Raw genomic sequence first — 23,003 nt, 5'->3', positions numbered from 1 at the left:
ACCTTGTACCAAGTCTTTGTTTTTTTATTGTTTGGCTGGCCTGCCGTTTACTTTTCACAGGATTGAGCTGGCTTCCGGCAATCCCAGCTTCCATGTTTTAATGCTGAGATCCAATAAAAATAAATCATCCGTGTCGATCAAGGAAAGCCCAGTCAGAGTCTCTATTTTACGCAGCCTGTACAACAGGGATTGCCTGTGAAGATTTAGCAGGCGAGCGGTCTGGCTCACATTTCCGTGGCATTCATTGTAGGTGGTGAATGTACCGATAAGATCCATGGTGCGCTGCTGGTCATATTGAATAAGCGGCTCGATGGCTGATACGATGATCTCTTTCATTTCTTTGTTCTGTGCGAGCGTCAACAATACCCGGTCAACCTTTGTGTTCTCATACAGTACCCGGTGTCCTGCTCCCTTCTTATTTCTTCCAATCTGCAGAGCTGTCTTTGCCTGGTCAAATCCTTTTTTAAACCCTGCAACCTCCTCCTGATGAGCACCAATTCCCCATGAAATAATGACATCAGGCAGCAGATTCCTGAGACGCCTCTCAACCAGATCCAAAAAGTGATGCGCCGGGTTCTCATGGCTTGTCATTTCTACAAAGAGGATAAGTTTTTCTCCTTGATAGGTCATCATGACTTCTTTTTTAAGAGATTGGGCCGCATAATTAATTTCTTCCTCAATGTAACGGATCATGCTGTCAAGCCAGTGAGCATACGAATCATAGTGCTGTTTTCTTTTTTTAAACAGCAGTTCCAGGTTCTCAGGATAGCCGGCGATACATATATAAGAGAGCTTGAGATTAAATCCGAGCAATTTTGCTCTGGATTCTGCTTGCTCGCGCGATGAGAACTCTCCCTTTGCCAATTCCTGAACAAAATCACTGCGAAGACGCATCTCTGTTTCTTCTATGGCGTTTTGCCGAGACAGCCAAAGCGCGATCGTAGTAGCTGCATGTTCGAGCACGTTCACCCGGTACTGATTTAAAAAGTCCTCGATCAAATCATTCGGGGGCAGAACAAATAAATATCCTTGTATATCTCCTGAAGCCTTTAGTATTGGCAATTGGACAATGGTCTGACCATCCCTTTCAATGAGATGGAACTTTTGATACATCGGATCCTGTGGCAGAACAGCGTGTTCAGTGGAGATGCAATCTTTAAGATCATAGAATTTCCATCTGTCATCAGGCTCGTACGTCTCAGACCTGTCCTGGACGACTCCAGCTCTGTCCGTAATAACGAGAGGACAGCCAATATGTTTTTGAATAAAACCGGATATTTCATTAAGACTTGTTTCCTTTAAAATCAATTGAAGGAGTTCCTGCTGAACTCTTTCAGACTTTTCCCGGTCTTTATACTGCATGTCATTGAGCGCGTGAAGTACATCTTCAATGATTGTAGCAAAACGGATTTCCCATGGAATTTCAATAATGATAAAATTATGCTTTTCCGCCATCTCTATCACTTCTTTGGGCACATCATATATGTACCGCCCCAAAGCAATAATAAGTGCTGAAGCTTTCGATTGAATGATATCCTCAACGAATTTTTTGAATAACAATACATCATGGCCGCACCCAATGGCTGTGCTCAGAACCACTTCATTTTTGCGGACAAAATTTTCTACAGGCATCTCAATAGCAGAAATCCATTGAACATAACGCTCATTCAGGATATGGCCGCCCGTTCGTACCCGGGCATTTTTCATGATCTCAAAGTTTAGTATATCTCCTACTGACAACCTCATATGAACCCTCCTGACCGCAAGATATTTCTGATTAAATTATACATATTGTTAAATATAGCACACCATCATATTGGAGGTTTTTCCTATATTTTTTATCACAAAACGAAATCATCCTCTATATCTTGCGGAAAAGTGGAGAATTTTCAAGATGGTGAGTAGGAAGTAAGTACGTGCTGTATGACAGAAAGATCAACATTATGGCCTGTGATAATGACAGCAATGGCTCCTTCCTGATCTTCTATTTTATTTCCTAATAATGCCGCGATCCCAGTACCGGCCGCTCCCTCCATGATCATTCTATGATGATCCATCATAAAGGCCATGCTGTATGCGATCTCTTCTTCAGGAATTAATAAAACCTGGTCCATATACCTTTTCACCATTTCAAATGTATATTGATTGTTCAGCCCTATACCTCCAAGCAAGCTGTCTGCAAGAGTATCCTTTTCTGGTAAACTTAGGGGTTTTCCGGCTCTAAGGCTTTCGTACATTACAGCGGATTCTTCCATGGAGACCCCCGTTACCCGAATGCTCCTGTCATTTGACTTTAGAGCCATACCGATGCCGGATAGCAGCCCCCCTCCGGAAAGCGGCACGATCACATCTGATAAGGATGGTATATCCTCCAGCAATTCCAAACCGATGGTACCCTGTCCAGCGATAATATACGGATCATCGAATGGCTCAATCACGGTCAGCCCCTGCTCTTTTACTAATGCAAAGCATCTTTCGCCGGCCTCATCCTGGCTTTCTCCACACAACTCAATGGCCGCCCCCAATCTCTTGAGCGAATCGACTTTTGCTTTCGGCACCCGGTTGGATATACAGACAGTAGCCTCAATGCCCAGCTTTTTCGCTACACAGGCTACAGCCATTCCATGATTTCCAGTAGAATACGTTGTAATCCCTCTCTTTTTTTCTTCTTCACTTAAACTTAAAATTTTGTTCGCTGCCCCCCGGACTTTAAATGCCCCAGTATCATGAACGGTCTCCAGTTTAAGATAAACCGGCCGTCCTGTTCTTTCAGAAAGAACAAAGGATTCGACTGCAGGTGTTTTTTTAATAAGGGAACCGATTCTTTTTCTAGCTTCCCATATGTCTCGTATCGTTACTTCAGCTTGCCGGCTTGACGTTATATTGTTATTCATATTTGTACCCTCCTCCGGTGTCAATCCTACTTCGCATTATATAGTAAGAATATTCTGTAATCTACTATTAAAAGTGACTAGTGAACGAATGCAGTTTTCATACAAAATGACATCAAAAAAGCCGCCGGGTACTCCTCCGGCAGCTTATAGATTATTTCCCTTCTAGGACGACAGCACTCAATGCAGGTACACTTATTTTATTACCGAGCAAAACACCTAGTGATTTGTTTCCGGCATTTTCGCCGTTTACAAGTACCTTCCAAGGGCCTGCTGCCGGGAGAGAAATCGTTTGAGCGTTAACATTGGCGTTATACACGACAACCAGATCCTTGGCTCTGTCTTTGTTCGCATGGCCTTTAAGTTCATAGGCGACAGTATTCTTTGGAGCCGGCAGGAAGGATAAATGGCTCCGGATATCCTGTGCCGTTCTCATACGAAAAGCCGGATGGCTCTTGCGAAGCTTGATCAAGCCTTTCATGTAATTGACTTCCTTGCCGAAGTCGGCACGGCGCTGCCAGTCGAGCTGGTTCACTGAATCAGGGGACTGATAGCTGTTATGATCGCCGCCTTTCGTTCTCATGAACTCCTGTCCGGCATGAAGGAACGTAACGCCCTGTGAAGTCAGTATGATGGAAGACGCCAGTTCGTGCATCTTTTTACGTGCCTCGATGGAGCTGTCAGGATTGGTCAGCTGCAGTTTGTCCCATAAGGTGTGGTTATCATGCGCTTCCACATACGTGATCACTTGCTGCGGATCCTTATAACTCGCCATGGTGCTTGGGTAATCGATGCCTGCTTTAACGCCTTCCTTAATGGTATCCCCGGTACTTGGTTTGCCGTTCACAAATCCTTTATCTGTATCATTGAACACACTGCCTTTAAGCCCGTCACGGATATTGTCATTGAAATGCGCAATCCCTGGCATTTTTCCGGCATTCTTCTGGTTCGCTTTGGCTGCTGGATCAATCGGTGTGTTGAGGTCCCACCCTTCACCAAGCACAATCATCGAAGGATCGATTTTGTTTAATGCTTTTCTGACTTCGTTCATCGTTTCAACGTCATGGATCCCCATCAAGTCAAAGCGAAAGCCATCCAGATTGTATTCTTTCGCCCAATAGCTCACTGAATCTACGATGAATTTGCGCATCATCTTCCGTTCTGAAGCTGTATCGTTTCCTACACCAGTACCGTTCGCCAAAGTTCCGTCTTCGTTGTAGCGGAAATAGTAACCCGGTACAAGCTTCTGGAAGTTGGACTCCCCGGCCGAATACATATGGTTATAAACGACGTCCATGATCACGCGGAGATTGTTATGGTGCAGCGTGTTCACCATCTGCTTCATCTCTCTGATCCTGACGGCGGGCTTGTAAGGATCCGTAGAATAGGAACCTTCTGGTGCATTATAGTTCTTCGGATCATAGCCCCAGTTGAATTGCGGTATATCGAGTTTCGTTTCATCGACTGAGTTGTAGTCAAAGACCGGCAGCAGCTGAACATGCGTAACCCCGAGGTCTTTAATATGGTTTAGTCCGGTCTTTACCCCTTTTGGACCTCTTGTTTTTTCTTCAGCAACCCCCAGGAATTTTCCTTTATGCTGGATGCCGCTCTTCGGATGCATGGAGAGGTCTCTGACATGTAGCTCGTAGATGATCGCATCTTCAGGAGTGAGGGCTTTCATTCGTTTGCGAAAATGCCTCGGATCCGTTTCATCCAAATCGATCACTGTCCCCTTGTTTCCGTTAACAGTAACGGCACGGGCATAGGGATCCACCGCTTCATTCCACTGGTCGCCGATCTTCACTTTGTACGTATAGATCAGTCCCTCTTGATTTCCTTTTAGTGCAGTCACCCAGGTCCCGCGCTCAGACTTCTTCATCGGCAGCTCGGTGCCATTTTCGCCATGCCAGGTTTTATACGTAACCAGCCTAGCTTCACTGGCGGTTGGCGCCCAAAGCCTGAAACTCGTTTCTTTTTTCGAATACGTGTTTCCTAGATCATTTCCGCTGTAAAAAAACTGCTGATCAAACTCTGGTGTTCGGACGACTTTACCTGTCTGTACAACAGCCTCTCCGAAATCGTCCTTAGCAATCTTGTAAACTTTTGTGAGATCCAGATTCCTTGCCGTAATGACCTTCACCTTGTTCGTAAACTCACCGGCTTTGCTGTCAAAAGGAACCACTTCTTTTATGTCCGCTCCTCCTGAAAGTGATAAGCCGTGATTCTTAACATTAAACGGAAAGTTCGTTTCAAAAGTAATTTCGTTAAACCCGTCGATGCTTGCTCTTACAATCGTCGGTGCACGGTCGACCAAATCCTTGTCATAGTAAATGCGCTCCTGCCCTTGTGCGATCCATATTTCAGCAGAACCGTCTTCTTTAAACTTCGTCACATAACGGTCTCCGAATTCTTTGTCGGCCCACTCGTTTCCAGGAACGCTTTTCCTTACGATCAAACCGATTTTGTGAACGTCCTTTAAGTTTTTCATCTGAATGTTGGCTACTTTTCCGAAATCATCTTCATCAGTGAATGGAACGGATTTTCCTTCAGCGTTCTCCGGCCAGGTCCATAAGTTCCAGCCTTCATATTGGTCGTCATAGCGAAAGTAGTGAACCTTCACATTGATATTTTCATAGGAAGGCAGATCACGGTACTCTCCATCCGGCGGCTCTGTATAGGTGTTTCCATCCCCGGCCTTTACCCAGACTTCCCCTTCTCCGGCCGCAATATCGATAAAACGATCCCCGCCATCCTTTTCCCAGCTGTCAGTTCTAACGATAAAGCCGACTTTCTTATAGGCACCGCTAAGTTCGATTTCAGCTACTTTTCCAAACTTGTCCTCTCCGGTAAACGGATAGGCTTTTCCTTCTCCTCCTTCAGGGAAGACCCATAGATTCCAATCCTTCGTATTGTCCTTTGCTGCTTGATAGTGTATGGTGACTTTCGTTTTTCCACCTGCTGCCGTCTCCGCAAACGATTGCACAGAATGGAAAGAAAAAAGCCCGCCGATCACCAATGCAATCATTGAGAGTAACGCCGTAAACCGTTTGAGCGATGCCGACTTCATTCCTTATCCTCCCTTAAACATAGAAAATGAGATTTCAACCATAACTTTACCATGATAAAGGAGCAAATGAAAGCGTTTGCATTAACTTGTTTCATAGATAGGAAAAAAGTCTGATTCCTGAATAAAAACGGATTAGGGGCTAGCCTAATCCGTTTCGGATGCTGCATTTTTCAGCAACTCGCGGTAATAATTCACTTGATCAGGAAACAGAGTGATCTCTTTCTTCCCTGTTTCGCTGACCGCATACAGCCCCCTGGCAATTTTCTCGTACCATCCGTAATAATTTTTGTTTAGGATCGGCAGCGTTTTTTCGCCTGTCCCCAGCTTCCTCAGTGCTCTTGGGGATAACGGTCCGAACTGTTCCAGCAGGAAGGCAATCTGGATACAATTTTCTTTGTAGGCGGTCATGAGCTTCGTTTTGCTGCTGCCTCCAACGTTGTAATCACCGTTTCTTCCTTTGATTTCTTCCAATAGCTTTACTCTTTTTTTCTTATAGCCCTGCTTGCTTTTTACCCGATCAAAAGCACCAGGTGAAAGAACGGGCTCCACAACCGGGCCGCTCTTTGGAAACGAAACGAGGAGCAGGCCGAGCTCCAGCCTTCTGATCAGGTGAAGGATATCCTGCCACTTTTTTGATCTCCTGTTATTCTTCGGCTTCGGAATGGCGATATAGACGAGATCAGTCAGCCTCTGCCTATTCACGGCCTGAACAAGAAGATCAACATTCAGATTAAGCTTCAATTCTACAAGGATCAGCTCCTCTTCCTTTACCACAGCGATGTCACAGTGGTTGACCTCACCATACACTTCAAACCCTTTTTCCATAAAAAAATCCCTGACTGGTTCATACAAGTCTGTTTCGTAACGTTTTTCACTCTTGTTCTTCATGAAAACCCTCTGCCTGTCTATTAGTTACCTTTAATGCTAACACAAAAAAGGGTGCAGTGCGGATCAAGTGCCTTGCTAAGGAATAGCTGGGGCTTTTGTCACATGAATCTTCTCACCACTTCTCCAACTAAACATATTCTGTAATTACCATCACCATGGGCATATGCCCCTTAAAGGAATATGGAACGATGAAGGGAGAGAAGAGAATGGGCGTTGAACTTGCAGCGCTTCATTGGATTTATGTCGTGTTCATCTTTTTAATTATTGGCTTTATGGTATTAAGACGGGATACGACTCTGGTCTGTATCATTGGAATCTTCTTAATTGCCATAACCGCTACCGGCTCGTTAAGCGCTTCAGTAAGCAGCATCTTCAACAGCTTTGTCTATGCCATTACCGAGCTGCTCTCAACCATCCTGGTCATCTCCATTATCGTAGCGATGAGCAAGACGCTGACGGCTACCGGCATCAATGATGTGATGATCTCACCTTTTTCAAAGCTGATACGGACTCCGGCTCTCGCTTACTGGACCATCGGCATTCTCATGATGGTCATCTCCTGGTTTTTCTGGCCATCTCCTGCCGTTGCTTTAATGGGAGCGGTTCTACTGCCGGTTGCCATCCGAGCAGGTTTGCCGGCGCTTGGCGTAGCGATGGCGATGAACCTGTTTGGCCATGGTATTGCCCTTTCAGGCGATTATGTCATCCAGGCTGCTCCTAAACTGACTGCGGATGCGGCGGGACTCCCGGTCAGCCAGGTTATTCAAGCGAGCATCCCGCTCGTGGCTGTGATGGGAGTGGTAACGACCCTAGCCGCTTTCTACTTTTTAAAACGGGATTTAAAATCCGGGAGAATAACCGCAACGACTGGATTGTCTTCAGTCGCAGAGCCGAAGGAACGGCTCCAAAGTCAAAGCAACCTTCTTTCTGACGGCCAAAAACGCTTATTTGCTCTGCTGATTCCTCTGTTGTTTGCTCTGGATGTTGCAGCCATGTATATCCTTCATCTTCAAGGTGGTGATGCAACCGCACTGATCGGCGGCACTTCGGTGTTCATTCTCTTGCTCATCACGATGGCGAGCCACAAGTACGAAGGATTGGAAAAAACCACAAGCTATCTGATTGAAGGTTTCCAGTTCGGTTTTAAAGTGTTTGGCCCTGTAATTCCAATCGCAGCCTTCTTTTACCTGGGAGATGCCGGCTTTACAAAAATCATTGGTGATTTTCTCCCAAAAGGTTCTCATGGAATCGTCAATGACTTAGGTGTCGCGCTTGCTTCAGTCGTGCCCCTAAGCAATGAGGTCGGCGCTGTTACCTTAACGGTTGTGGGATCCATCACCGGACTCGACGGCTCAGGTTTTTCAGGCATTTCACTGGCCGGCTCGATTGCTGCTTTATTCGCGCACTCGATCGGTGCAGGAGCCGCAACACTTACCGCCTTGGGGCAGATTTCGGCCATCTGGGTAGGAGGCGGCACTTTAATCCCGTGGGCACTGATTCCTGCTGCAGCCATCTGCGGTGTTGATCCTTTTGAACTGGCAAGGCGTAATCTTTTGCCGGTTGTCATCGGTCTCGCAGTTACCACCATTGTCGCTATGTTTATCATCTGATCAGTAAGGGAGATACTTACAGTATAACGCTGTGAGATCTTCTTTTTTTCTGGCTCCCCCCCTATCATTTCACTTTTTGTCTCATATCCGTTATAATGCGCACCAAGGATGTTTTGAAAGGAGTGGAATGATGAAAAAAATCATTTCGATATTAATGGTGTGTTTATTGGCCGTGGCATTAACGGCTTGTGGATCAAATGATAAAGAGAAAAAGGCTTCGGACAACGATAAAACGAAAACGTCCGAAGCTCAGAAAAAGCAAGAAGAACAGATGAAGGAAATGCAAAAAAAGCTTGAAGCACAAAAAGTGGCCAATGGTAAGGTGGTCGCGACAGTAAATAATGACAAGATCATCGGCAAAGATTACAACCAGGCGCTTTCTTCCTCTCAAATGCAGATGCAGCAGATGGGACAAGACCCTTCTTCAAAAGAAGCATCAAAACAGATCAAGAGCCAGACCATTGAAAGCTTGATCGGGCAATCACTGATCATGCAGGATGCGAAGAAGAAAGGCTATAAAGCATCTTCAGCTGAGGTGAACAAAGAGCTCGAAAAAACGAAGAAGCAATATAAAGGCGAGAAGAACTTTACTAAAGCCTTAAAGCAGGCGAAGCTAACGGAATCTGAATTAAAAGATCAGATCACAGATGGCATTACTTCTCAAAAATATATCGATAAAGAAGTACCTGCCGATACAGTGACAGACAAAGAGATTCAGGATTACTATAACCAGTACGCAAAACAAGGTACAGGCAAAGGACAGAAGCCTCCAAAACTGGAAGAAGTAAAGCCCCAGATCAAGCAGCAGCTTGAACAGCAAAAAAAGCAGGAGAAATTGATGAGCCACGTTAAAGAGCTTAAGAAAAATGCAAAGATTGATATTAAAATCTAACGATGATTTGGAGGGATGACATTATGTCATCCCTTTTTGTTGCGGATTCGGCTGATCGATTTCTTTTCACATATTTGTTTGAGATAATCTCAGGATTTTGAACCAAGTGAAGCGCCTGAAAAGCAGATGGGAAAAAGCCTGCTTTTACTCGATGCTTTTCAGAAGCGCTTCATTCTTTCTAAAAAAGTAACAACTTATCCCTCTTCCATTCATATAGTTGAAAAGACAAGCTCATGGAGGTGGGATTCTTGAAAATACTATATCTTCCAAAAAAGTGGATACTGGCCATTATCCTATTTATTTGTCTCGGGATGGGAACGTGGTATGTGGTTAAACCGGAAGCGGTAGAGACGGCGGGTTCACCAGCTGCTTCAAAACGGCTGGTCATCAACATGGTTACTGGAGAATTTAAGTCCCAACTCGAAAATGGCAAAGAAATTGAGGCTTACAGGTGGGATCCCGGGACGATTCATATCCCGTATGATCAGCCGGTGACCTTAAGCATTTATGGCGTAAACGGCAAAGAGCATCCGTTTTTTATTGAAGGAACAGATGTGAAAGGAACGGTAGTGAAAGGAAAAGAAACCGTGCTGCATCTGCGGTTTAAAAAACAAGGCATCTACCGATTAATCTGCAAAACTCATTCGGATATCTCACACAACGGACCAATGATCGCCTATCTTGTGGTGGATTGAACAAGATGAAAAAAGCATGCTGATGTCTCCATCAGAATGCTTTTTTCATTAGAACTTCCTTTTTCTTTCCTTGCAGATCAAATCGATCCATCACGTTCTCCCTGCCCCTTCCAAAAATTAAAGCTAGCCGGAGGATCGGTCGACAGAGTGAATCGAGATCCGTCAAGATACAAGCGGTATTCCTTTATCGTTGTCTTCGCTTCTGAGTTGGACGGAGCCTGATTTGGCGTAATCCTCCAATCAGGGTAACCTTTACATGGAAGCCAGCTTCATCCACTCCTTCTGGTTTTTAGGAGTGGGTGCCATTAGTACAGAACGGACGTGGTTATCGCTCTATTCATCAGTTATATCGTTATTCAGTATGTGGTGTTTGGGCCGAAGCAGTCCGGCATCGTAACCGGTAAGCTGGAGAACCCTGAATTCCATACAGCCAGCTTTATCTATATTGCTACCGGTGCCATCGCACTCGCGGCTGGACCTTTTTAGTTCTTAAAGTCGAGCAGAAAAACGATTTCTGTCCACAGGATGCTTGGAAGGATTTATGCGTTTACCATTTTTCTCAGCGTCCCTGCCGGTATTTACTTGGCCTTCTACGCGACCGGAGGTATCAATCACTACTTTAGTTGGGGTGAAGCGAATTCGTGAACGGAAGGTAAAAAGCCATCAGGAATGGATGGTTCGCAGCTATGCCGTTACCCTCGTCTTCATCACGTTCCGGACCTTTCTGCCGCCGCTTCGATCATTGGTGCAGGCTTCACTGTTGGTTTTCCGCTGTCTGTTTTTTCTATCGGTGCTGGTGAATCTTTGGATTGCAGAGTGGTATTTGCGCAGGAAGAGATCGACATCAGTGAACGCCGTTTTAATCTATAAAGACTCTTTGTACAACTGATTAAGTTTTGCATAGTAATGATTGGCATGTTTATAAGAAAACTTGTTGGAATAGTAGATAGCCAGTTCCTCATACATTTCAATCAGATGTAAACGGTCCTGTATTTTTTCTAAGTATGGAATAGCCTTTTCTTCTATAAATTGTTGATATTCTTCCGTTTGTTCCAGATCATGCAATTTGTAATCCATTGTTTTTAGTCGAATAAAGCTAGGAGTAATATTTTCTTCCCCTGTAACTTTTAAGCCTTTTCTAATCCACTGTTTGGCTTCTCTTAGTTGTCTTTTCATGTAGTAGCTATAAGCAATCAGGCAGATGGTTAACGCCGTGTTTATCCCCCTCTTCTTTCGGAGGCTTTCTTTTAATACAGATATTGCCTCGTCATATTGTTCAACCTGGTAATAGGAATGTCCCATGTTGTGAAGGATGTTTGGCAGCATCGCTTTTAATGTGGGGTTAAAAGTTGCTGCATTTAACGCGACGAGGTAGTGGGATTTGGCCGCTTCAAAATCCTTCAATCGGCTATAGGCAATACCAAGTGTAATATGGCAATCCAGGCCTTTAGAATAATTGGCTTCTGCATTGAATGCTTCCAGTGCTGTTTTTGCGTAATAGAGAGCTTGAGAAAAATAACCCAACCTGCTGCTGATACTGGCTATTTGGTAAATTAAATCCGGTTCTAAAATGTTGAGCTTGCTTGCTAATAAGTAAGCTTTTTTATAAAAATGTAGTGCTGTTTTATAATTATCCGTTAAATATTCATAAAGGGCTCTGAACTGAAAAATATAAAACTCCATCTCAGTGGTATACATTTTTTTCATTTCAGTCAGCTTTTCGAGCTGTTCTTTTGCCTTATCCAAGTCCTCTATATACATAAAGTAGCGTGCTGAAAAAATTTGAAAAAGATTGACTAGACCAAGATCATTCAATTGGTTTACTTCGGTCTGAAGCTCTTCAAACTTCCTGTGTGCATCGTCTGCATTTCTGTACTTTATATCCTGATACCAGTCATAGATTTCTTTTTTCAGATTATTGACGACCTCTTCACTGACAATAGAGGTTTGGATGTCTAACCGTTCACACAACAACTGTAATATTTCAGGGCTAGCCGTTATGCTGTTGTTTTCTATCTTACTTAAGTATGAAACGGAACAGATTCCTTCACAGGCAGCTTTTTGGGTTAAGCCTTTTTTAATTCTGTAAAAATAGATTTTTTTGCCGTCGATCACGTGCTGCCTCCCCCTCACATCATTAAAGACAGAAAATATTTCTTTGTAAAAATTCTACCATATGTTTACCAATACACATATATGCTAGTGAGAGTTTAGTACATAAGAAGGTATAGTGCAGGAAACAGTGGTAGGATAAGAGAAATAAAAAATCGGATGAGGAAGGAATAAAATCAGGAGCAAATCACTAAATCTTTTTCATGGGATGTATAGAAAGCAGTTTCTGATAACAGTTTAACAGTTCATTCAGTTCATTTCCCCAGCTGACGGTCTCCTCGTTATGAAAACCTTTCTCCATCGCTGAATGAATTACTTCTGTTCTCTTATTCTCTATTAACTTTAGTAATTCCCTATTTAACGCTGGACTCATGCCGTTCACTCCTGATTGAATAAGATATTTCTATCCCCATCATAAATCAAAAAATAATCCAATAGTAGTAAAGACCGGCTTTCACAGGTTGAGAAATTTTATAAAAAACGAGCCGTTCTCTAGGTCATTTGGCGGGAAGTTTCTCAACCTCCTGCCGAAAAAGCAAAAACAGCGGCTCTTTGGAGGAGCCGCTGAGTTTATCCTTTGTATACATATAGAGCTTGGTCTTGATCAGGTCCAGAGCGAAGAGTGTTCTTTTCTTTGTTCGAGTTCCATTCACTCGACGGCACTTGATCACAATTTTTCTTGATCCAATCCGTCACCTTTTGGCTTCCGCGACCCATCGCCCCCTGTCTGCCGGAAACCAAGAAATATTTCACTTCGCCTGCTTTGGCCAATTTTTCCAGCTTCTTTGCCGTTAAGGCAGGATCACTGCCCGAAAAACCTCCCATTGCCATAACGGCATGCTTTGTATTTAAGATGATGGGAGCGGCTGACAGTGAGCTTTCCGTATCTGTCATCCGTCGCAACGTCCGATAGAACAGGGCAGCTGTCCGTTTCTTAAAAAACGTTTCCCCTTTCCTTGCCGTCCTCTTGGCATATACGACATCAAAGCCCTCTCTCCATTTATTGATCATGGCAGGGATCAATTCTGGAGGATCCTGCAGATCAGCATAAATAATGATGATCACAAAGAGAAGCTCATAATCGCTTCCTGTTGAATCCATGGCCGTTTTAAGCCGGTGGTACGTATGTTCAATAACCTCCTTTTCGTTGAATGCCAGGATCAAGACCGATAACATGCCGTTCATTGTTTCCATACTTCCTCTCATCCTCTCTGTCCGAAGCAACATTACAGCCAGTTTAAAAGGAGAAGCTTAACTCTTCCTTAAGATAGAAAAAAGAAAAAACCAGATTTCGATGAACAGAATCTGGTTTCTCTTATTTTTCATTGATGATGTGCACGGTAAGATGCAGATCATAGACCTACAGCCGGCTTAACTGGGATTTAAAATCCGAAGAAGAAAGGTCTAGTTTTAATTTTCATTCGATTTTTGAACAGCGAGGTCGTATTGTTCCTGAACCACCGAAAGTTATAATCAGTTATACTAAGAAAGAATTGAAAATTGGAAATCGGAGTGATCTTACCATGAAAAAAACAGTTGGTCTGCTTCTTCTTCTCTTTTTGTTCACGACAATTACGGCTTGTACAGGCCAATCGGACAAGGATGAGGCTTCCAAACAAAAACAAACCGTCAACTTAACGATTTCAGCTGCAGCCAGCCTTAAGGATGCCCTTACAGACCTGCAGCATACATACGAGAAAAAGCATCCATTCGTTAAGCTTCATTTCAATTTTGGCGCTTCGGGTACATTGCAGCAGCAAATCTCACAAGGGGCACCTGTCGATCTGTTCTTTTCTGCAGCCCAGGACAAGTTTCAGGCTCTTGTGAAGGATGGCAGTATTGAAAGAAAAGAGGGGGCAAATGTAGTAGGAAACGATTTAGTTCTGATTGTTCCAAAAGAATCTGAATCCAGTATAAAGACATTCAATGATTTAAAGAACAGCTCTGTTAAAAAGATCTCGATCGGGACGCCTGAAGCCGTGCCCGCCGGCCAATATGCACTGGAAACTTTTAAAAACATGAAGGTATGGGGAAAAGTGAAACCAAAGCTCATCTATGCAAAGGATGTACGTCAAGTCCTTTCCTATGTGGAAACGGGAAATGTTGATGCCGGGGTCGTTTATCGAACGGATGCTCTGGTTTCGAAAAAAGTGAGCATTGCAGCATCAGCCGATTCAGCCTCTCACAGTCCGATCGTTTATCCATTAGGAGTTATTAAGGATTCGAAACAAAAAGCAGAGGCAAAAAAACTGTACACATTTCTTAAGAGTGAGTCGTCCGTAAAGACTCTTGAAAAATACGGATTTAAAAAGATCCATTAAGAAAAGTATTCATAAAGAACAAGTCCTTTCCATACACATAGATAGTATGCCTCAGAACAGGAGGTGAAGAATTGCACGTTAAAGTGATTAACCGCAAAATTGCTGTTCATGAACTCGACATTATGGGGGTCAGTATTTCCTCCATCCTCTTGATTGGTGATGCAGAATCGATCTCATCCGGTTCAGCCTTTGATACTCCTCCTACCTCACTCGTTGTCGGTCCTTTGTTGACACCGGTTCAAGGTACACTTCAAAAGAAACCGCCCACTCCTGAAACTCCCGCACAAGCTGGAGCCGGTCCCGCTGTACCATTGACCCCTGCCCAAGCTGCCGGCCCGTCAACAACAAGCGGTGCCGCACCTAGTGCACAAGCGCCCTCTTCTGGCGGAGGAGCAGCCCCGACATAAGGAAAAACGTAAAGCCGATTCTCTCCCATAGAGAATCGGCTATTTTTTTGTTATTTTTTATTGATTCCCTTTTTTGACCCAATCCGCAACCGTCACTGTCCGTTTCGCCTGATGAATGACGGCATCCTTTACATCTTCCTTCATGTTTCCGTTTTGGTCTACCGTAACACTGGTTCCATATGGATTTCCGCCTGCGCCGTATAACACGGGATCCGTATATCCCGGTGTCGCTACGATCGCACCCCAATGGTACATCGTCGTATAAAGAGAAAGGATTGTAGCTTCCTGTCCGCCATGAGGGTTTTGAGCAGATGTCATGGCACTGGCCACTTTATTCACCAATTTTCCATTAAACCATAGACCACCTGTCGTATCAAGAAATTGTTTAACTTGTGCAGGCACATTCCCAAAACGGGTAGGGATGCTGAATATGAACGCATCTGCCCATTCTAAATCATTCAGAGATACTTCCGGAACGTCCCTCGTCTCTTCTGCATGCGCCTTCCATGCGGCATTGGATTCAATCGCCTCAGGCGGAGCAAGTTCCGGCACCTTTAAAATTCGCACTTCTGCACCTGCTTCTTTTCCGCCTTCCGCAGCCCAATTCGCCAGCTTGTAGTTGGTTCCCGTAGAACTGTAATAGATAACCGCCAGTTTGACATTTGACATGCTTCCCATCTCCTTCATTAATAAAGTACATACCACTAAAATAGCCTATTGGGGGTACTTTAAAACGTTTAGAAAAAAGAGATTATTGATGTGCCGTCGATCTGAGAACGACGACCTGATTGATGTCATAAAAATCGGCAGATGGTTTAATGTAGGCAATGTTTGTAAGTCCGTAGGGATCCGGTTTGACCTTCACGATGGTTCCGATATCCAGGTTAGGAGGCAGAATTTCGCCCAGTCCTGACGTAACGACCTTCTCGCCCTTTTTAATGTTTTTATTTAAAATATCTCGTACCATTAAGTATTTATTGCTTGAGTCATACCCGTTCAGGATACCGTTGACGTTCTTTTTTCCTTTGATGGAAGCAGAGATGCGGTACCTTTTGTCTTTGCTGCTGAGCAGCTTAACTTCGGAGCAGGTGGGTTTTACGTCGGTTATTTTTCCGATCAATCCGTCCTTCGTAATCACCGCCATATTGTTTTGAACTTTGTCCTGGCTTCCTTTATCGATCACAACGGTTTCATACCAGCTGGATGTGTCTGAATTTCTGTACATCACGCTCGCTTGAAGCGGATCGTACTGTTCCACTTCTTTTGTTTTGTCCACAACCGCTTGAAGATTTTTGTTTTCTTTTTCAAGCTCCACCTTTTGTACAGAAAGAGATTCCTGTTCCTGCAGCTTTGATTTTAGTACTTTATTTTCATTTTCGATGGAAGACATATCTTTCACATTATCGATGACATTGAGAATGGGTTGTTTTCCAGGAATTTTAATGCCTGTAAAGTAATAGAGCAGTAAAACGGCTAACACAGCCGAAAAAAATATCAAGAGCAGAAATCTAAAACTAAGAAATCTCATGTATGAAAATTCACCTTTCATGTTATGGTTTCAATCATAGCAAAAGGCAGCATTAATTTCTGTTCTGCTGCCGCATGCACGTCCATTTATTTCATCAATACTCCTACCACATATTAACATAGATTGATAGCCAACAGATCACACAATACTACCATCTTATCGTGATTTGTCAAATTCGGTGTGAATATTTGGTGCCAGGCACCTCCATTACACAAGTGTGTAAATGGGGTGCCTGGCACCAAACCGTACCATCTCATTTTCTTAATATGGGCATTGTGCAGCAGCGGAACGAACCGCCGGATTTGATGATCTCGGACAAGTCGACTTCAATCACTTCGTATCCTCTTTTTCGAAGGTTGTTGTTCACCTGAGGATTCACGGGCAGGCTGAACACTTTCCTATCCCCAATGGAGAGTACGTTTGTGCCTAATGAGAACTGTTCTTCCTTGCTCACTTCGATCAAATCGTACCTTTTCGCCAAGAAATCCAATTCCTTTTTACGAAAAGCAGATGGAAACACAAGCGCCTGAGTCGGAGATAGTATGTTGAGCACACAATCAAGATGGAGATATTTTGGATTAAACGGCAAGGAAACCACTTCATGTTCTGGTATCATTCCTCTTAAAGATTGTATGGATGAATGAGCGGTCCTGCTGCTTACACCTACATAAATAGTACGTTTATCAACAAGTACGTCACCGCCCTCAATCTTTCCTCCATTGATTTCTCGAAGGCGTACGTTTTTATTCTTCAGCCAGTTTTTTAATACAATTTCTTCTCCTCGTCTTATCTTGCTTCCCATTGAAGAGACAAAAATAGTGGAATCCAGCGTAAAACCAATATCCCGGGTAAATACCTGTTCTGGAAATTCCTGACGCGGGGGGAGTTCAATCACCTCGACTTCATGGGCACGCAAAGTACGGACGAAGTTCTGGTGCTGTTTGGAAGCCAGTCTCTTATTAATATTTTGATCTGCATAATGACGCTGTGTTTCATTAATTACTTCAGAGATATGCATGTATTTTGGTTCACATACAATCACGCGGGCGAGTGAATCATACTCACTCCTGCATGATACTGTTTCCGTTCGTTTAAGGGCGATGGACATTCTGTACCCCCGATATAAGAGATTTAATATGACATTTCCCTTTATGGGCTTGAAATTAAACAGAATTCTTTAAATGAATGACAACCGCACAAACAAGCAGCCGGCGATAAACTCGCTTTGGCTGCTTGCTTCTAATCTCGTATACCTTCTATTTTTTCGAACTCAGCTTTACTACTGAGTCTATAATTTTACCCCAGTCTTCACTATGGATCTCATGCCCCGCTCCTTCAAGTGTCACCAATTCAGCATAGGGAATGGATTTTGCGAGAGCCAATCCATGCTCATACGGCAGAGCAGGGTCCTCTGTACCATGAATGATGACCGTTGGCACCCTGATTTCTCCCATCCTATCAAAGTACTCCCCGCCGCCCTGAAGCATACCGTGATTGAATCGGCTCGGTAGTTGTTTCGCCCGGTTCACTTCCCGTACTGCCAGCTTGTTCATACGTTTTTGCTCAAAAGGCTTAGATCCCGCTAACGTTTTCCAGCCATCGGCAAGATAGGCGATGACGGACTGACGATCTGACCAATCGACAGAAGCGCTATTCGTATGATAGTCCAGAATACGCTGATCCATCGGCGGCAGCTTCTCCTGCTCCGTTCCAAATACACTTGAAGCAATTGCTGTAAGGGTAAGAACGCGTTCAGGAAATCGTAACGCCAGAATCTGGCCGATCATTCCCCCAAGGGACATTCCTACGATATGAGCTTTCTGAATCGAGTAAGCATCAAGGACACCCATCGCATCATCTGCCAGATCTGTAATCGTATAATTGGACGTCCCTGGTTCATAAATCGTCGATCGTCCCACATCTCTATGATCGTATCGTATGACGAACCTTCCTTGATCAGCAAGCCGTTGACAAAATTCATCGTCCCACCAGTCCAATGACGCCATCGCTCCCATAATGAGAAGCACAGGCGGATTTTCAGGATTACCAAAGCTCTCTGAACAAATTTCCACTTTGTTTATCGCCAATATCTGTTCTCTCATGTTTTTGTTACCTCCGTAAAATTTATTATCTATTCGCCGTCGGTTACCATGGCGCAGATCAATAAACGCTTCCCGGAGTATTGGCCTGCACCTTGAATTATCGAATACGAACCCACTTGATAATCATGACGAGGCCACCTTTACACTGTCTTTTTAAGGGCAACCGGCCCAGCTTTTATTGTAACATGGTTTTCCTGAATTTTACTTGAATCCTTTTCCCTATCTAACCTCTTGCTGGGCTCATTTTTCTTCGATCAATTATTATTGATTGCTATTTATCGTTTTTTTCTCAACACTTGCCTCTGCCTCCCAACCTTTGCAAACATCAATCCAGCCCTTGGCATTGGAATATTCGTAGATCTCATCAATTGTCAGTTGAATCGCTGAGTTTGAACTGCCGCATGCCGGGAAAAGGGTTTGAAACCTTTTCATCGATTCGTCCAGATAAACAGCAATCTCGTTTTTTAAACCAAAAGGACAGACACCGCCTACCGCATGCCCAGTCTGCTCAAGCACCTCTTCAGGTGAAAGCATTTTCGCTTTAAAACCGAACTGCTGGCGGAATTTCTTGTTATCGATCTTAGCGTCCCCTGCTGCTGTGATCAGCATAGCGGTTCCATCTTCTCCTTTGAATGATAGCGTCTTGGCGATCCTGGCAGGAATGACTCCAATCGTATCGGCAGCCTGTTGGACGGTTGCACTTGATGCATCGAATTCCATCACATCTTTTTCACGGTTCCATTGCTTTAAATGAGCTTTAACGCTTTCAATCGACATTTCCATCATCCTTCCATGCTGATATAAGATAGAATATAACACTTTTTTCAGGAAACAAAAAGGAACCTCCTGTCCGGAAGCTCCTGAGGTGATATCGATATCTTCATTCTTCATCATATCGTTAAATTCACTGGCACGTGTTGCGGCGTCTGCTGACTTTGCCTTTCGCTGCGTCCAAGTCGTTTACCGCTAATGACATGAAACCCTTCAGCCTCCACTTGCCGGATGGATTGTTTTAAAAGGTCATGAAGTTCAGGCTGTACACCGGATGAAGGAGCGGTAACCCCGATGGAAGCCTCATTTGGTAAAAGCGGATATGTGATTATAAACGAATCCTCCTTTTAAAGCGCTCTCGTCATGACGAACCGGTTCTCGTTCACTCTGTAACCATTTTTCTCGTAAAACAATTTCGCCAGACCTTGCTTAGCCGTTAATAAATAAAGACTTGGAATCTCTCTTCGTTTCAATTCTTCCTCAAACCGCTTCAGCATTTTAGAGCCATAGCCCTTCCCTTGAATGTTGTTATTCACACAGAGCTCAGCAATATAGAACGTTAATCCGCTATACGTCCTTTTGCTGTTTCCAGCAATAAATCCAATGAGCTGGCTGTGCTCATAAAATACAAATCCGAGAAACTTTGGTGTATTCATCAAATCAGCTAATCTCTCTTTTGCTGTTTCTTCGGTCCAGCTCTCATTCCACGGACTGCGGTTAAATACATCCTGATACAGCTCAACACAAGCATCCAAGTGCTCTTCCTCCATAAAAACCATTTGTTCAGACACAGGCACTCCTCCTTCTTTTCAAGGACTATAAAAACTTAAGTAATTAGCAGCATGCCCCACCTTCCGGATCTATAAGACTCTGTCCCATCTTCCAAAATTCCATGCTTAATCTTAAATCCATTCTAATGGAACAGGTACAATTTAGTAACAAAAAAGCAGCTAGTTGCTGCTTGGAAAAAAGATGAATGATATTGAGTAATTTATTATGTATTAGCCACTAGTTAACTGGATTTAAGGAGAATTTTAGCTTTTTCTGCCTTGTGCGGGCAAAGAAGGCGATTGAGCGGCCTTCTTTCACCTCTAGAATGATTATGCTGAATTTTTTTGTTCAAAATACAGATTTTTGTTCAAAAAACACCATTCTATGTTCACAGCATCTGTTTGATGTCCAAAAACCCGCCATTTATGTTCAAACCGTTTATACGCAACATCATACGACGGGATTCGACCCAATCATTCCTAAAAGAAGAAGACCTCTAAGCCTATATGATCAAAAGTTCTCCACTCTCCCCTTTGTATCGCTTTTTGCATAACGCTTCATTAATGGTTTGGCAAATGGCAGCATTGGGATGATTTTATAGACAACCATTGACGAGATCATACCTATCAAAGCACCTGCCGCTACATCGATCGGATAATGTACACCGACCCAAACACGGGAAAAAGCCACACAAAGTGCGAGAAGAAGCCATATTACACCTTCTTTCCTTCTAAAGAGCCAAATCGATGTACATATTGAAAAAAAGATGATGGTATGATCACTTGGGAAAGAATTATCGATTACGTGTTCGAACAGTTGATGCACATTCGTCAGCTCTGCAAAAGGCTGATGATGAGAATAGGCCAAACCTGCAAATTTTCCTAGAATCTCCGCAATTCCACAGCTCATAATAGCAAAAACAATCATCAGCCGGTTCCGGTTGGAGCGGGTGAGACAGTACCCGATGACAAGGATTCCCAATGCATAGAGCATATACTCCGCTAGAAACACCATGACAGGGTTTGCTGCTGAAAAACGGTCCGCCAGTTCATTGATACTTCGGAAGGTTTCATTATTAAATTGTGTAAGTGACATTTTTTGTCCCCCTTTTTACTGATTCATCCTTTTTCCTCTATTTTTATTTTATGACGGAACACAGCTGTCTAACTATGGATGGACCTTACACTTACTTACAAAGCTGTAAGGTTACCATAAAAAAAACAGAACCCTTATTTTGGTTCTGCTTTTTCATTGATTACTTCGTGATCGCTGCATATTTCGCCTTGGTCACATTTTCTAAATCTCGCGGCGACAGTTCAATTTGCACCCCGATTTTACCGCCGCTAACGATGATGGTTTCTAGTGACTGTGCTGATTCTTCAATGATTGTCGCCAGCTGTTTTTTCATGCCTACGGGCGAGCAGCCGCCGCGAATATACCCTGTGACGGCCAGTAATTCTTTGACAGCAATCATCTCCACTTTCTTTTCGTTGACCGCCTTAGCTGCTTTTTTCAGGTCAAGCTCGGCTTCAACCGGTATGACAAAGACATAATGTTCCTTGCCAGCGCCTTGGGCAACGAGTGTCTTGTATACGATTCCAGGTTCCCTGCCAATTTTATGAGCTACAGATACTCCGTCAATCTTGCCGTCCTCTGTATTGTAATTCATATTCTCATACGCGATGTTTTCTTTATCCAAAATTCTCATCGCGTTCGTTTTGTTCTTTTTCATATTCTTCTCCTTATTTCCTGTCTCTCCCCCATTATATAGTACTGCTTAGGTTTGCCCCTTCTTTTTTATTCGCTTGCATCAAGGAAAAGGATAACACCGCAGAAATCATGATGAGGGCTGCTCCCAGTATGTAAACCGCACGGATACTTATGATGTCTGCCACAAAGCCCATAAGAAAAAAGGACGAGCTCGTAACATTGGATAATAGAATTCACCTGCTGGCATACACCTTGGGCAGATGCGCGCTTTCAATGTTGGTCTGAAATGCGGTTTGCTGTGCCGGCCCCATGGCTGCACACAAAAGCAGTGCAAAGAACGGAGCACTTGTTAAGCCATAAAGCAGGGTGAACAGACTGAAAAAGAAGGATCCCGCTGCCATGCTGGCGATCAGGTGTTTCTGAATTCGCCGTGCGAGCCAAATCGTACAGATTCCTCCCATAATGGTACCGGCATAATAGCTGGCATTGATAAAGCCCCACCATTGTTCACCCTGGTGCAAAACTTCTTTTACATAGATGAGTGTCAGTGCACCGATCCAGATCGAACCTGCCACTCCTTCTATAACATCCATCAGTGTAACCAAACGTAGAGTTGGTATCTTCCACAAGTAGATCCAGCCCTCTTTCATTAATGCCAACTTTGTTGACGGGGCAGGTTTTACCTCGTCATTTTCATAAAAATACCGGACACAAACGGCCAGGCAGATGACCGCCAGCCACATGAGAGCCGCTGTAACGATCAAGACAGGGCTATGTCCCCATTTTATGACTGCGTAACCTGTAAATGTGTAGCCTGCAATCTGTACGGATTGATTTGTGATCGCTAATGAGCTATTTACTTTCACAAGGTCTTCCCTCGGTACGATTTTGGGTACGACCGATGTAAGGAAAGGACTCCCCCACCCTTCGATGAAAGAAATGATCAGTATAACTGCCAGCAGCCACACGATATGAGAAGAAATGGATTCGAATCCAAAAAGAAGCAAAGTGAGCAACAACGCCTTCATTCCTTGAAGACTGATAAGCAGTTTGCTGAACGTAAACTTACTCAGCAGCAGAGGTGACGTGACGTAAACCCGGCAGATAGGCGTGCAATCGCCTTAAAAAGTGGGAATGAAGAAGAGATGATGGCGGATCCCGTTTGTTGATAAATGAATGTCGTAACCGCCATGATATACAGACATCGGCTAAAGATATACTCGTTTCTGCAATCCAGA

21 protein-coding genes and 2 pseudogenes are annotated in these 23,003 nt (G+C 43.8%); 7 read left to right on the top strand and 16 right to left on the bottom strand.

The window, feature by feature from the left end:
* Nucleotides 1–54: 54 nt before the first annotated feature.
* The 4 genes from ABHN01_RS03110 to ABHN01_RS03095 form a co-directional block, all read right to left on the bottom strand.
* On the bottom strand, nucleotides 55–1,746 hold the full coding sequence (locus ABHN01_RS03110; protein ID WP_429874346.1) for a PucR family transcriptional regulator: 1,692 nt from the start codon (nucleotides 1,744–1,746) through the stop codon (nucleotides 55–57).
* 143 nt (nucleotides 1,747–1,889) lie between these two features.
* Nucleotides 1,890–2,894, bottom strand: coding sequence for a hydroxyectoine utilization dehydratase EutB (eutB, locus tag ABHN01_RS03105; RefSeq protein WP_429874345.1), 1,005 nt, complete (start codon nucleotides 2,892–2,894; stop codon nucleotides 1,890–1,892).
* Nucleotides 2,895–3,045: 151 nt separating this feature from the next.
* Entirely contained in the window at nucleotides 3,046–5,958 is a 2,913-nt protein-coding gene (pulA, locus tag ABHN01_RS03100; protein ID WP_429874344.1) for a type I pullulanase, read from the bottom strand.
* A gap of 144 nt (nucleotides 5,959–6,102) precedes the next feature.
* Nucleotides 6,103–6,846, bottom strand: coding sequence for a DUF2161 domain-containing phosphodiesterase (locus tag ABHN01_RS03095; RefSeq protein WP_429874343.1), 744 nt, complete (start codon nucleotides 6,844–6,846; stop codon nucleotides 6,103–6,105).
* Between the two features lie 206 nt (nucleotides 6,847–7,052).
* On the opposite strand from ABHN01_RS03095, the gene ABHN01_RS03090 reads away from it, so the two are divergent.
* The 5 genes and pseudogenes from ABHN01_RS03090 (at nucleotide 7,053) to ABHN01_RS03070 (ending at nucleotide 10,932) form a co-directional block, all read left to right on the top strand.
* On the top strand, nucleotides 7,053–8,456 hold the full coding sequence (locus ABHN01_RS03090) for a hypothetical protein (RefSeq protein ID WP_429874342.1): 1,404 nt from the start codon (nucleotides 7,053–7,055) through the stop codon (nucleotides 8,454–8,456).
* A gap of 130 nt (nucleotides 8,457–8,586) precedes the next feature.
* The gene (locus tag ABHN01_RS03085; protein ID WP_429874341.1) at nucleotides 8,587–9,348 is read left to right on the top strand and encodes a SurA N-terminal domain-containing protein; all 762 of its coding nucleotides are present in this window, start codon (nucleotides 8,587–8,589) and stop codon (nucleotides 9,346–9,348) included.
* Between the two features lie 248 nt (nucleotides 9,349–9,596).
* Nucleotides 9,597–10,043: a cupredoxin domain-containing protein gene (locus ABHN01_RS03080; protein ID WP_429874340.1), complete on the top strand. Its 447-nt coding sequence runs from the start codon at nucleotides 9,597–9,599 to the stop codon at nucleotides 10,041–10,043.
* A gap of 321 nt (nucleotides 10,044–10,364) precedes the next feature.
* The gene (locus ABHN01_RS03075; protein WP_429874339.1) at nucleotides 10,365–10,529 is read left to right on the top strand and encodes a hypothetical protein; all 165 of its coding nucleotides are present in this window, start codon (nucleotides 10,365–10,367) and stop codon (nucleotides 10,527–10,529) included.
* Nucleotides 10,530–10,568: 39 nt separating this feature from the next.
* Nucleotides 10,569–10,932 (top strand): annotated as a pseudogene (locus tag ABHN01_RS03070) (DUF2306 domain-containing protein).
* On the opposite strand, the gene ABHN01_RS03065 reads toward ABHN01_RS03070, so the two are convergent.
* The 3 genes and pseudogenes from ABHN01_RS03065 to ABHN01_RS03055 all read right to left on the bottom strand — a co-directional run.
* Nucleotides 10,908–12,158: a helix-turn-helix domain-containing protein gene (locus tag ABHN01_RS03065; RefSeq protein ID WP_429874338.1), complete on the bottom strand. Its 1,251-nt coding sequence runs from the start codon at nucleotides 12,156–12,158 to the stop codon at nucleotides 10,908–10,910. The pseudogene ABHN01_RS03070 and the gene ABHN01_RS03065 overlap by 25 nt on opposite strands.
* Before the next feature lie 187 nt (nucleotides 12,159–12,345).
* Entirely contained in the window at nucleotides 12,346–12,528 is a 183-nt protein-coding gene (locus ABHN01_RS03060; RefSeq protein ID WP_429874337.1) for an aspartyl-phosphate phosphatase Spo0E family protein, read from the bottom strand.
* 497 nt (nucleotides 12,529–13,025) lie between these two features.
* Nucleotides 13,026–13,340, bottom strand: a pseudogene (locus ABHN01_RS03055) (glycosyltransferase); the annotation flags it as partial.
* Between the two features lie 338 nt (nucleotides 13,341–13,678).
* Between ABHN01_RS03055 and modA the strand changes: the two are divergent.
* Nucleotides 13,679–14,476, top strand: coding sequence for a molybdate ABC transporter substrate-binding protein (modA, locus tag ABHN01_RS03050; protein WP_429874336.1), 798 nt, complete (start codon nucleotides 13,679–13,681; stop codon nucleotides 14,474–14,476).
* A 71-nt stretch (nucleotides 14,477–14,547) separates the two neighbouring features.
* On the top strand, nucleotides 14,548–14,883 hold the full coding sequence (locus ABHN01_RS03045; protein ID WP_429874335.1) for a hypothetical protein: 336 nt from the start codon (nucleotides 14,548–14,550) through the stop codon (nucleotides 14,881–14,883).
* A 57-nt stretch (nucleotides 14,884–14,940) separates the two neighbouring features.
* Here the strand turns inward: ABHN01_RS03045 and wrbA are convergent, their stop codons facing one another.
* The 9 genes from wrbA to ABHN01_RS03000 form a co-directional block, all read right to left on the bottom strand.
* On the bottom strand, nucleotides 14,941–15,552 hold the full coding sequence (gene wrbA / locus ABHN01_RS03040) for an NAD(P)H:quinone oxidoreductase (protein ID WP_429874334.1): 612 nt from the start codon (nucleotides 15,550–15,552) through the stop codon (nucleotides 14,941–14,943).
* An 82-nt stretch (nucleotides 15,553–15,634) separates the two neighbouring features.
* Nucleotides 15,635–16,411, bottom strand: a complete 777-nt coding sequence (gene mreC, locus ABHN01_RS03035) for a rod shape-determining protein MreC (RefSeq protein WP_429874333.1) — start codon at nucleotides 16,409–16,411, stop codon at nucleotides 15,635–15,637.
* Between the two features lie 253 nt (nucleotides 16,412–16,664).
* Complete coding sequence (locus ABHN01_RS03030) at nucleotides 16,665–17,519, bottom strand: dimethylarginine dimethylaminohydrolase family protein (protein ID WP_429874332.1); 855 nt, start codon at nucleotides 17,517–17,519, stop codon at nucleotides 16,665–16,667.
* 148 nt (nucleotides 17,520–17,667) lie between these two features.
* Nucleotides 17,668–18,513, bottom strand: coding sequence for an alpha/beta fold hydrolase (locus tag ABHN01_RS03025; protein WP_429874331.1), 846 nt, complete (start codon nucleotides 18,511–18,513; stop codon nucleotides 17,668–17,670).
* A gap of 261 nt (nucleotides 18,514–18,774) precedes the next feature.
* Nucleotides 18,775–19,290 carry a YbaK/EbsC family protein gene (locus tag ABHN01_RS03020; RefSeq protein ID WP_290400268.1) on the bottom strand — a complete coding sequence of 172 codons (516 nt, stop codon included), beginning with the start codon at nucleotides 19,288–19,290 and terminating at the stop codon, nucleotides 18,775–18,777.
* Between the two features lie 341 nt (nucleotides 19,291–19,631).
* Nucleotides 19,632–20,075 (bottom strand): GNAT family N-acetyltransferase, encoded by a 444-nt coding sequence (locus tag ABHN01_RS03015; protein ID WP_429874330.1) that lies wholly within the window; start codon nucleotides 20,073–20,075, stop codon nucleotides 19,632–19,634.
* A 490-nt stretch (nucleotides 20,076–20,565) separates the two neighbouring features.
* Entirely contained in the window at nucleotides 20,566–21,150 is a 585-nt protein-coding gene (locus tag ABHN01_RS03010) for an undecaprenyl-diphosphatase (RefSeq protein ID WP_429874329.1), read from the bottom strand.
* Nucleotides 21,151–21,310: 160 nt separating this feature from the next.
* Nucleotides 21,311–21,787 carry a Cys-tRNA(Pro) deacylase gene (gene ybaK, locus ABHN01_RS03005; RefSeq protein ID WP_290400272.1) on the bottom strand — a complete coding sequence of 159 codons (477 nt, stop codon included), beginning with the start codon at nucleotides 21,785–21,787 and terminating at the stop codon, nucleotides 21,311–21,313.
* Nucleotides 21,788–21,998: 211 nt separating this feature from the next.
* Nucleotides 21,999–22,793, bottom strand: coding sequence for an MFS transporter (locus ABHN01_RS03000; protein WP_429874328.1), 795 nt, complete (start codon nucleotides 22,791–22,793; stop codon nucleotides 21,999–22,001).
* Between the last annotated feature and the right edge of the window lie 210 nt (nucleotides 22,794–23,003).

It is taken from the genome of Fictibacillus sp. NRS-1165, from assembly GCF_050468105.1.
GTDB classification, from domain to species: Bacteria; Bacillota; Bacilli; order Bacillales; family Fictibacillaceae; genus Fictibacillus_C; species Fictibacillus_C terrinigri.
This window is presented reverse-complemented; position numbering and strand designations above follow the sequence as displayed.

Coding starts and splice junctions, on each gene's coding strand:
- ABHN01_RS03110 (WP_429874346.1), bottom strand. CDS start 1,746: ATGAGGTTGTCAGTAGGAGATATACTAAACTTTGAGATCATGAAAAAT.
- eutB (WP_429874345.1), bottom strand. CDS start 2,894: ATGAATAACAATATAACGTCAAGCCGGCAAGCTGAAGTAACGATACGA.
- pulA (WP_429874344.1), bottom strand. CDS start 5,958: ATGAAGTCGGCATCGCTCAAACGGTTTACGGCGTTACTCTCAATGATT.
- ABHN01_RS03095 (WP_429874343.1), bottom strand. CDS start 6,846: ATGAAGAACAAGAGTGAAAAACGTTACGAAACAGACTTGTATGAACCA.
- ABHN01_RS03090 (WP_429874342.1), top strand. CDS start 7,053: ATGGGCGTTGAACTTGCAGCGCTTCATTGGATTTATGTCGTGTTCATC.
- ABHN01_RS03085 (WP_429874341.1), top strand. CDS start 8,587: ATGAAAAAAATCATTTCGATATTAATGGTGTGTTTATTGGCCGTGGCA.
- ABHN01_RS03060 (WP_429874337.1), bottom strand. CDS start 12,528: ATGAGTCCAGCGTTAAATAGGGAATTACTAAAGTTAATAGAGAATAAG.
- modA (WP_429874336.1), top strand. CDS start 13,679: ATGAAAAAAACAGTTGGTCTGCTTCTTCTTCTCTTTTTGTTCACGACA.
- wrbA (WP_429874334.1), bottom strand. CDS start 15,552: ATGTCAAATGTCAAACTGGCGGTTATCTATTACAGTTCTACGGGAACC.
- mreC (WP_429874333.1), bottom strand. CDS start 16,411: ATGAGATTTCTTAGTTTTAGATTTCTGCTCTTGATATTTTTTTCGGCT.
- ABHN01_RS03030 (WP_429874332.1), bottom strand. CDS start 17,519: ATGTCCATCGCCCTTAAACGAACGGAAACAGTATCATGCAGGAGTGAG.
- ABHN01_RS03025 (WP_429874331.1), bottom strand. CDS start 18,513: ATGAGAGAACAGATATTGGCGATAAACAAAGTGGAAATTTGTTCAGAG.
- ABHN01_RS03020 (WP_290400268.1), bottom strand. CDS start 19,290: ATGTCGATTGAAAGCGTTAAAGCTCATTTAAAGCAATGGAACCGTGAA.
- ABHN01_RS03010 (WP_429874329.1), bottom strand. CDS start 21,150: ATGTCACTTACACAATTTAATAATGAAACCTTCCGAAGTATCAATGAA.
- ybaK (WP_290400272.1), bottom strand. CDS start 21,787: ATGAAAAAGAACAAAACGAACGCGATGAGAATTTTGGATAAAGAAAAC.
- ABHN01_RS03000 (WP_429874328.1), bottom strand. CDS start 22,793: ATGAAGGCGTTGTTGCTCACTTTGCTTCTTTTTGGATTCGAATCCATT.